At 36.6% G+C, this 6966-nt stretch carries 7 protein-coding genes; 1 reads left to right on the forward strand and 6 read right to left on the reverse strand.

Going from position 1 to position 6966, the window contains the following annotated elements:
* Window positions 1-35: 35 nt before the first annotated feature.
* The 6 genes from ACTQ5K_RS11895 to ACTQ5K_RS11920 form a co-directional block, all read right to left on the reverse strand.
* Complete coding sequence (locus tag ACTQ5K_RS11895; protein ID WP_048718620.1) at window positions 36-1031, reverse strand: LLM class flavin-dependent oxidoreductase; 996 nt, start codon at window positions 1029-1031, stop codon at window positions 36-38.
* A 90-nt stretch (window positions 1032-1121) separates the two neighbouring features.
* On the reverse strand, window positions 1122-1424 hold the full coding sequence (locus ACTQ5K_RS11900; protein ID WP_441993955.1) for a DUF3219 family protein: 303 nt from the start codon (window positions 1422-1424) through the stop codon (window positions 1122-1124).
* 62 nt (window positions 1425-1486) lie between these two features.
* Window positions 1487-2569: a sensor histidine kinase gene (locus ACTQ5K_RS11905; RefSeq protein WP_051640906.1), complete on the reverse strand. Its 1083-nt coding sequence runs from the start codon at window positions 2567-2569 to the stop codon at window positions 1487-1489.
* Window positions 2566-3246 carry a response regulator transcription factor gene (locus ACTQ5K_RS11910; protein WP_031535487.1) on the reverse strand — a complete coding sequence of 227 codons (681 nt, stop codon included), beginning with the start codon at window positions 3244-3246 and terminating at the stop codon, window positions 2566-2568. The genes ACTQ5K_RS11905 and ACTQ5K_RS11910 overlap by 4 nt, the downstream gene beginning before the upstream one ends.
* 84 nt (window positions 3247-3330) lie before the next feature.
* Entirely contained in the window at window positions 3331-4146 is an 816-nt protein-coding gene (locus ACTQ5K_RS11915) for an ABC transporter permease (protein ID WP_251630118.1), read from the reverse strand.
* Window positions 4143-5147, reverse strand: a complete 1005-nt coding sequence (locus ACTQ5K_RS11920) for an ATP-binding cassette domain-containing protein (protein ID WP_109768086.1) — start codon at window positions 5145-5147, stop codon at window positions 4143-4145. Before ACTQ5K_RS11920 ends, ACTQ5K_RS11915 begins: the two co-directional genes overlap by 4 nt.
* Window positions 5148-5634: 487 nt before the next feature.
* Between ACTQ5K_RS11920 and ACTQ5K_RS11925 the strand changes: the two genes are divergently transcribed.
* Window positions 5635-6705 (forward strand): diguanylate cyclase domain-containing protein, encoded by a 1071-nt coding sequence (locus ACTQ5K_RS11925; protein ID WP_441993956.1) that lies wholly within the window; start codon window positions 5635-5637, stop codon window positions 6703-6705.
* Window positions 6706-6966 lie beyond the last annotated feature (261 nt).

The raw sequence follows: 6966 nt of genomic DNA on the forward strand, positions 1-6966 counted from the left end.
TTGAATGACCTTCTTTCCTTACGTTTTAAAAAATATTACCATATTTCCTTTGCAATAAGCTCATAAGACTTCTTTCTACTTTCATAGCTATTCGTAATAGTCACAATCATCATTTCGTCTGCATTGTACGCTGATTGCAGCTCAACCAATTCCTTTTTAACCTCTTTTGGATTTCCAATAATCATCTTTTGACGCATTTCTTTCATTCTTTCTTGTTCCTCACTCGTAAAAGAATAATTTTTTGCTTCTTCTATAGTGGGAATGCCTTTATTTTTTTTCCCTTTATCCGTTTGGATTTTCGATAGGAACCAGCTTAAAGCCAGCTCTTCAGCCTGTTCTGTTGTTTCCGCGCAAATAATCGATATCGTTACAATCACTTGAGGTTCCTGAATGCCACCATTTTGTCTAAATGAGCTTCTATATGTATTCACAATCTCGATTCCATCTCTATCGCTCATAAAATGTCCAAATGCATAGGCTGTCCCATGCTCTGCCGCTTGTATAGCACTTTTTTCACTCGTTCCGAGAATCCATGGAACAGGAGCCACATCAGGAAAAGGGTGTGCTGTTATTTTGGAGAACATCTGATCTGCTGGGTAGTTATTATATAAAAAATGTAGAAGCTCTTTAATGGAGTTAGGCATATTCCGAACATTTTCTAAAAAATTCCCAGAGAGAGCAATCGAAGCTTCGGCAGATCCTCCTGGCGCTCTCCCTATTCCTAGATCGATTCGATTTGGAAATAATGTCGCTAGCATATTAAATGTTTCCGCTACTTTATACGGTTTATAGTGTGGTAATAATATGGCTCCAGCACCAATTCTTATCTTTTCTGTATTGGCACCAATATACCCAAGCATTACTTCTGGAGCAGAACTAGCAAGGCCGGGAAAATCATGATGTTCCGCAATCCAATATCTTGTATATCCTAGTTTTTCTCCACATTGGGCAAGCTTCATTGATTCTATAAGTGCATCTTGAGAGGTTTTCCCAGATAAAACAGGTGCTTGATCTAAAATACTTAATTTCATATAGAGAACCTCCCTTTCCGTGTATATATAAGAAAAAACAGATCTCTAAATCCGATAAAGATGATCTGTTTTGCTAATTCCCTTCTGAATTTATTCCACTTCCACTAATTCCAAAAAGAAATCACTAATGCTGTTTTCATCGGAGAAATTGGTATAGGAAGTGGAATACTTGTTGATCTTCCCTCTAAATTTCACTTGCTCATTAGGGATATTTACATCAAATACATTTTCGTATAAAAACTTCGTAACTACGTGGTATTCTTCCCCTCCTCTTACTTTAAATTCAAAGCTTAGCCTTGTTAACAGCTTCTCAGAATCGGTACTTTTTACCTTTTCCTCTTTATAATTGGAAACAGATAATGCAAAGTCATTTAAGAAAACTTTATTTACCATCTTAATCGCTCCTTATTTGGAAAATAGAAGCAGAGGTCGGGTTAATCTACCTCATTAGAACCTTACCTCCGCTTCCCAATTTTCACGGTTATTTCTGTTCCTTTTCCCATCTCACTTTGTACCTGGATTTCTCCTTCATGTAAATCAATGATTTTTTTTACAATGGAAAGACCGAGACCATTTCCCCCCATGTTCCGATTTCTTGATTTATCTGCTTTATAAAAACGCTCAAATATATGCATGAGTGCATCTTGGTCCATTCCGATTCCTGTATCTCTTATTTTAACAGTAATAATCCCATTCTCCGATTTAAATGCCTCAACTGTTATAGTACCTCCTTCTGGCGTGAATTTTATACTATTATGAAGTAAATTAATCCATACTTGATCAAGCATTTCCTCATCTGCAGTAATCGTTGCATCTGGTAGAACGATATCCATATTAATTTCTTTTTCTGACCATTGGGGCTCATTGGCAAGAATAATCCGGCGGAGTTGATAATCTAAACGGTATTCTTTTAGATCCAAAGGCAAATGTTCCGCTTCTAAAGAAGTAAGCTTTAATAGACTTTCACTTAATTTAGACAAACGGATGCTTTCCATTTCAATAATGCTTAAATAGTGTTTGCGTTCTACTGAACTTAAATCATCATTTTTCAAGGCATGGGCAAAACCACTTATAGAAGTTAAGGGTGACTGGATTTCATGGGATACATTGGAGATAAATTCCTGACGCAGCTCTTCCATTTCCCCTAATTTTTCTGCCATGTGACTTATATTTGTTACGATTTGATAATAAGGATGATCATTGTCTCCTTCACGGAACTGATTTTTATAATAAGAAAGATCAATATTAAAATTTCCTTCAGCTATCATCTTTATTGCCTGAATGATTGGATACAAGTGTTTGTCTTGTTTTGATCTTACCCATGGGATTTTTGTGATAATCGATATTAAGCAGCCAAAAAAGAAAAATCCCACTAAAGAATTCATTAATTGCCTAATGAAATCTCGGGGCGTTATTTGGATTACATCATAAAACCATGCTGTTAGCCCATAGGCTAGTGACCAGCATAATAGTAAAAACAGAATGATTGCAAGGAAACCAGCTGTTCGTTTTATGAATTTTGCTACCTTTCTCTTCACTGTCTTACCTCCAAACGATAACCAAGACCACGAATTGTCGTTATCTTAAAGGGACATTCCTCTTCAGGGAACCGCTGGCGCAATCGATTTATATGAACATCAACTGTTCGTTCATCCCCTTCATAATCAAAGCCCCAAATATCTTCAATTAATTGTTCCCTTGAAAAAGTTTTCTTTTGATGGGTTGCAAGTTTAAATAATAATTCAAATTCCTTTAATGGCAGGGTAATCTCCTCCTTGCCAATCGACACTTTATACGAGTCCCGATCGATCATGACATTGCCAATTTCCAAACGATTCGAAAGGGAGATTTGATAGCGTTTAAGTAAAGCTTTTACTCTTGCAACTAACTCAGCTGGAGCAAAGGGCTTTACTAAATAATCGTCTGCTCCAAGGTCAAAACCCTTCACTTTTTGCGTAGTCTCTCCTTTTGCAGTCAGCATTAAGATTGGCAATGTATCTGTATAATAAGTCCGTACTTCCCGGCAAAATGTCCATCCATCCATATTCGGCATCATAATATCAAGTATAATTAAATCAATTTTATCCTGTTCGAGTAAAGACAGACCCATTTCTCCATCTCCTGCTTCTACACTAGACAAGCCTTCCTTTGTTAAAATAACATGAATTAATTCTCTAATATGTGGGTCATCATCTACTATCAGTATTTTTGCCATATTATCATTCCTTTTAAAGAAATAAGGAGAACCGCCAAATTATTGACCGTTCTTCTTTAATTATTCTATTATTTTATCTAAAACTCATGCACGACGCATATAAGCACGTACAGTCATTGGAGCAAAGATAGCTACTATTACCGCCGCTCCAATAATGGAGATGGTGAAATCCCAGCCAATTGTCCCTGTGTTCGTTAAATCCCTTACTGCTGTAACCAAGTGAGAGATTGGATTAATCTTTACAAACAATTGAAGAAAATGAGGAATGGTATCAGCTGGAACAAAGGCATTGGAAAGAAACGTCAACGGAAATAACACAATCATGGAAATTCCTTGTACACTAGAAGCCGTTCGCGAAATAACGCCTAAGAAAGCAAAAATCCAGCTAATTGCCCATGAACAAACAATCACAAGAAGTCCTGCTAAGATAACAAAACCGATACCAGCTTCTGGTCGATATCCCATTATATATCCCATTGTAAACGTAAGGGTTGTGGCAATCGTATAACGAATCGTATCAGCAAGCAATGCTCCCGCCAAAGGCGCAATTCTGGCAATCGGCAGAGACTTAAATCGATCGAATACCCCTTTATCCATGTCCTCCCTCAGCTGAACTCCTGTCACAACAGATGTTGTAATAACCGTTTGAACGAGAATACCGGGAATAATGACCGGCAAATAGTTTTGTACATTGCCAGAAATCGCCCCTCCAAAAATATACGTAAACATAAGTGTAAAAAGAATCGGCTGTAAAGTTACATCAAATAACTGCTCAGGCGTACGCTTTATCTTAAGTAAACCTCTGTAGGCCATTGTTAATGAATTTCTAACCGCCTGACGAAAACTTGAGTTTCCCCGAAGCTTTCTTTCACGAATTGGTTTCATTGTAGTATTACTCATGCTAATTCCTCCAATTTACTAGCTTTATTTGCAGTATTTTCTTTTGAACCAGTGATAGTAAGAAAAACCTCATCTAATGTTGGTTTTTGTACGCTAAGCTCAGCTAATGAAATACCAGCCTCTTTTAACGTAATAAGTAAATCTGTTACTTTATCAGCATCTGCCATAGGGGATGTAATTTTTCCGCCTTCTGCTGATACAGCTGATTGGACCTTAAGCACACGCTCCACGATTAAGCGAGCCTCCTGCATATATTGCTCATCTTGAATACTTAAATGTAAGGACGATGTACCAATAGATTCCTTCAGATTATTAACAGTTCCTTCTGCAACCACTTTACCATGGTCAATGACCGCAACTCGATCAGCAAGTTCATCTGCCTCTTGCAAGTATTGTGTGGTCAGTAATACGGTTGATCCTCCCTTTACTAATTTCCGGATTGTCTCCCACATTTGATTGCGTGTTCGTGGATCGAGTCCAGTAGTTGGTTCGTCTAAAAAGATAAGCGGGGGTTGTGCAATAAGACTCGCAGCTAAATCAAGTCGTCTTCGCATTCCACCTGAGAAATTTTTCAATGGACGTTTGGCTGCCTCCGTTAGGCCAAACTCTTCTAGTAATTCCATCGCTTTACGCTTTGATTCTGCACGTCCTAAACCTAATAGACGAGAAAAAATAATTAAATTTTCTGTCGCGCTTAGTGACTCATCAACAGAAGCATACTGACCTGTTACACCAATCAATTGGCGAACTTGCTGTGGCTCCTTTCCTATATCGTAGCCAAAGATCTTTGCAGAACCTGCATCTGCCTTTAGCAACGTTGCGAGCATTCGAATTGTAGTTGTTTTTCCCGCACCATTAGGACCAAGCACACCATAAATAGAACCTGTGCGAACCTGTAAATCCACTCCATCAACAGCACGGTTATCACCAAATACCTTTACGAGCCCATTGGCTTCCACAGCCCATTCCCTGCTATCTATAAGCTTTTTATTATTAGTCATCTGATTCAAAGTAAATCCTCCTCTATTCATCTTATGAAGTGATAATAAATTACAAATATGAACTAAATATGAACTGGAATGCAGAGGACGTGTTGAAGCAATGAAAGAAGCCTTTTTTTGAATAAAAAAAGGAGAAGGCATAGTGGAAAGGTGACATCAGAATCGTTATGTTAACTGTAAAAATTTATAAGAGCTTACACGCGGCTCAGAGCCCGTTCCAGTGTGATATAGAAGCAAATACTGCATCTAGTCGCTACTCCAGTAATCTGTAAATCTAAATATTTCAGTGTTCCCTAAAGGTAATCGAAATAAATAGTGTAAAATATGGATTAGTGGTCGAAATAAGAATAGAAATTCCATATGGAAACAAGGTGAGAATATGAATATAAATAGAACAATATTAGTAATAATCCTATCTATTTTAATGACAGTCTTAAATTTAACGTTTTTTAAACAAAAGCAAATAATATGAATAGGAATTATTATAGTGTTTTTACTTTTACTATGGACAATGAGGAGTCGAACAATTGAGCTAACTAAGCAAAGTCAGATCCTCAAAGAATCTCTAAAAAAGCGCGAGGAAAGAGAGAAAGAATTATCGAATACTATTCAAGACTATGTGCGGTTACTTCATTCACTAGAAGGCTCTATTTATTCTGTTGATATTCAAAATGGACTAATAAATTTCTCAAAGGATTTAGAAAAGATTTTCGGAAAAACTATTAACAATGAGCTAAAGTATCCCTTTGATTATAAACAATATGTTCACCCTGAAGAATTTACAAAAATCTTAGAATTTGAACATAAAGTGTTGAAAGGACATCCTAGTAAGGTCGAATATCGGGTCATTCAAGACGAGAGCCATGTAAAATGGGTCGTTCAAAAAGCTATTCCTATTATCGATAAAAACGGTACTGTTTCAAAAATAAATGGTCATTTAATAGATATAACAGACAGAAAGACGCTAGAATTGAACCTCAAACAAATGGCGTATCTTGATGACCTTACTGATTTACCAAATCGAAAAGCACTCGACCGCCATATTGAAAAAACATTTGCTCGGTCAAAAAGACATGGGCATTGTTTTGGCATTATGTTTATCGATTTGGACGGGTTTAAAAATGTGAATGATACGTTAGGGCATGACGCAGGAGATCAATTGCTTATCGAAGTAGCTTCAAGACTCCAAGATAATTTAAGAGAAGAGGATGTTATAAGCAGAATTGGTGGAGATGAATTCATTGTTATCGTAGAAGAATCATCAAAAAATGAATTAGAAAATATTGCAGACCGGATTATCCAAAGTAGTTCGCAACCATATTCCATAAACAAAGCGGAAGCCAAAGTTTCTGTTAGCGTTGGTATAAGTCTCTATCCGAATGACGGTGAAACGAAAGAAATACTTCTTGAAAATGCGGATAGAGCAATGTACTATGCGAAAAACAATGGAAAAAATCGCTTTAAGTTCTATACACCTGATTTAATGAACATTGATCCTCCAAAAGAAGGATTTATCGAAAAATGGCGGAATACATTGCATAATTCTTTATTTAATTAAAAGAAATAGGAATTAAAACGCTTTTGTACTAGGCTAACTAGACATGCAAAAATATGAAGATATAAATATGCTAATTTAAGATGAACCCAAACAATTATACGAAGATACCAACGAAGGATTCGGCTAATTGTTTGGGCTTTTTTATATTTGTAACTCAACTTTCGCACCAAAAAAATAAGTGCAAATCGTTAGTTGTATTGCGTCTATGGTCTATTAAATATGTTGCTTGACAGTGTTTAATAAAATGAAAAAACACCTCAT

This window comes from Niallia sp. Sow4_A1, assembly GCF_052116745.1.
Lineage (GTDB): Bacteria > Bacillota > Bacilli > Bacillales > Cytobacillaceae > Niallia > Niallia hominis.

Excerpts from the sequence above, each read along its gene's own strand:
- ACTQ5K_RS11915 (WP_251630118.1), bottom strand. The coding sequence starts at position 4,146 with ATGAGTAATACTACAATGAAACCAATTCGTGAAAGAAAGCTTCGGGGA.
- ACTQ5K_RS11910 (WP_031535487.1), bottom strand. The coding sequence starts at position 3,246 with ATGGCAAAAATACTGATAGTAGATGATGACCCACATATTAGAGAATTA.
- ACTQ5K_RS11920 (WP_109768086.1), bottom strand. The coding sequence starts at position 5,147 with ATGACTAATAATAAAAAGCTTATAGATAGCAGGGAATGGGCTGTGGAA.
- ACTQ5K_RS11900 (WP_441993955.1), bottom strand. The coding sequence starts at position 1,424 with ATGGTAAATAAAGTTTTCTTAAATGACTTTGCATTATCTGTTTCCAAT.
- ACTQ5K_RS11895 (WP_048718620.1), bottom strand. The coding sequence starts at position 1,031 with ATGAAATTAAGTATTTTAGATCAAGCACCTGTTTTATCTGGGAAAACC.